This is a genomic window from Actinomadura soli, from assembly GCF_005889715.1.
GTDB lineage: Bacteria > Actinomycetota > Actinomycetes > Streptosporangiales > Streptosporangiaceae > Spirillospora > Spirillospora soli.
The window spans coordinates 1-2,252 of sequence record NZ_VCKW01000512.1 but is presented as its reverse complement, the minus strand read 5'-3'; the positions used below and the strand labels follow the sequence as shown (position 1 = coordinate 2,252).

Here is a 2,252-nt window from a genome sequence, read left to right as displayed (position 1 = left end):
CAACCGTCTCAAGCGGCACCGGGCCGTGGCCACCAGATACGACAAGCTCTGTGTCCGTTACCAGGCCGTCCTTGAGATCACTGCCATCAACGAATGGCTCCACCTACTTCGGCACACGGCCTAGTGCCGGATGCGGGGTAGGTCGGCGAGCTCGTCGAGCAGCTCGCAGGCACTGGGGTTGCCGAGCATGATCGCCTGGACTCGCCTGTCGCGGCCGTCGACCGGCCCGCTCTCCAGCAGCGCCAGTACCTGGTGATAGCCGACGGGGTCGCTGAACCGTGTCCGCATCGACAATGCGACCCGCTGACGGCGGGTTTGTCCCAGATCGGCCCATGAGGAGGCGTTCGGGAGAACGCATCCTCATCCGGCCGTCCCAAGCGGTGTTCAGTTAATACAGGCTGCCGCGGCCCCGGGCAGGCCGACTGGGCGGATCGATGACGTTCGGTCGAGGGTCGAGTGGCTGTGCAGGCTCCTCGGACCCGGCGGCCTGGGCTCGCGCCCGAACGGCGGGCGGCAGCTTTGGCGCGGGCTCCTCGGACCCGGCGGCCTGGGCTCGCGCCCGAACGGCGGGCGGCAGCTTTGGCGCGGGCTCCTCGGACCCGGCGGCCTGGGTCTGTGCTCGTGGGGAACGATCGGGCACGGCAGGTTCAGGCTGGCCAGTGGCCTCGGTCTGTGGCGTGCGGGGCGAGGAGGGTCGGGGTCCTGTCGACGCAGCAGGCGGTTCCCGGTCGGTGGGTTGGCTGTGACTTGCAGAGCCAGGCCGGGTGGTGGCTTGGTGATCGCGTCGAGTGGACTCTTCGTCTCGGGTCCCGTTCGGTGCCGATTGAGGCTCGCGGTTCACTGGACGAGCCTCGGCCGCCGGGCTGGGTCTGGTCATGGCACTGGTTTCGCGCGACACCCTGGGGATGTCCCGCGTCGTCACCACTTTCCCGAGCTCAGACGCGGGGCTGATGCAGTCCAGGATGCCGTCGATCACCATATTGATCAGTGGCATGATCAGCGCATAATCCGGCGCGAACATCGCGCCGATCGCACCCCGGACGGCGAAGGTCAGCAGCGCCTCCAAAGCGGCTCGATCGTCCTCGGCGGTGACGATGTCGATCCCCAAGCGGAGGAGAAGGAAGCCCTCCTGCGTGGACTTCGGCATGATCTTGGACGCTTCGGCGACGACCACCTCGGCCCGCTGCTCGCGGGCCCGGATCTCCTCAGCCTCGCGCTCGGCCTCGCTCCTGGTGGGGAAACGCACGATAGACGGCCGCGCGGCCTTGACCACGCGGCGGATCTTCTTAGCCTGCCGTCTCTTGTTCTTCTTGCCGAGAGCGGCCACCACCTGGTTCAGGTTGAGTGGCTTGCGGAACTTGACTCCGACGCATTCGCCGTCTCGCAGCACCGTCATGAAATGGATCCGCCCTCCCGGGCGGTCGATGACGTTGAGGATCTGGATGCGAGCCGCAGCCACGAGAGGTGGCGCGGAGGCGGGATCCGGCGGAACGGCCCTGGGGCTCACGCCCTCGGTTAACGAGATCGGGCTCTGGCGCCTTTCAACACGGGCAGGGACGTGCCGCTCGTCAACCGCGGGTTGTGGCGCAGATTGTGGCGCAGTGCGTCGCGGAGGCGGACGGCGGGTTCGCCATGCAGCGGGATTGAGCCAGACGCAGGCTTTGTCCCAGAGCCACGTGCCCAAACCTGCCGTGGCGAGGGCCAGTCCCGTGCCGAGCAGGACGACGCCCAAGAGAATGAAGGACTCGATCTGAGAGGCCATGATGCCCCCTCGATTCTCCCGCCGGAGGGATCCCAGCGAGCTCAACTAGTAGACGGCCAAGGAGGCCGCCACGGTTCCATGGCACGCGCTGTGGCACCCATCGGCTCTTCCCCGGCAAGGCCATGGCCGGTCCTGCCGCCGGTCACCACCTCGCCGGTATCGGTGAACACTTCCACCAGCACCGCACCGATCTGCACGGCCGCCTCGGCGGCATCGAGGTCGCCGCTTTCGGCGGCCAGGGCGGCCGTGGTGAACGCAGCACCAGCGTTGCGTGCGGCTTGAGTGTCATCACTGGTACGGCGGTGGCACCTGGCCAGGCCGAGCTGCAGGGCGGCCCAGTGTGCCCAGCTCACTTCAGGTTTCGCACTAGGCCGTGTGCCGAAGTAGGTGGAGCCATTCGTTGATGGCAGTGATCTCAAGGACGGCCTGGTAACGGACACAGAGCTTGTCGTATCTGGTGGCCACGGCCCGGTGCCGCTTGAGACGGTTG

The 2,252-nt window shown here is 67.4% G+C and carries 3 protein-coding genes; all 3 read right to left on the bottom strand.

Features of this window, described 5'->3' with window-relative positions:
* Nucleotides 1-120 precede the first annotated feature (120 nt).
* A complete protein-coding gene (locus ETD83_RS43345; RefSeq protein ID WP_171064739.1) occupies nt 121-288 on the bottom strand; it encodes a hypothetical protein in 168 nt (55 codons plus the stop codon).
* Nucleotides 289-388: 100 nt separating this feature from the next.
* The gene (locus ETD83_RS41340; RefSeq protein WP_138650688.1) at nt 389-1,762 is read right to left on the bottom strand and encodes a hypothetical protein; all 1,374 of its coding nucleotides are present in this window, start codon (nt 1,760-1,762) and stop codon (nt 389-391) included.
* A 41-nt stretch (nt 1,763-1,803) separates the two neighbouring features.
* Nucleotides 1,804-2,115, bottom strand: a complete 312-nt coding sequence (locus tag ETD83_RS41335; RefSeq protein WP_138650687.1) for a hypothetical protein — start codon at nt 2,113-2,115, stop codon at nt 1,804-1,806.
* Nucleotides 2,116-2,252: the final 137 nt, after the last annotated feature.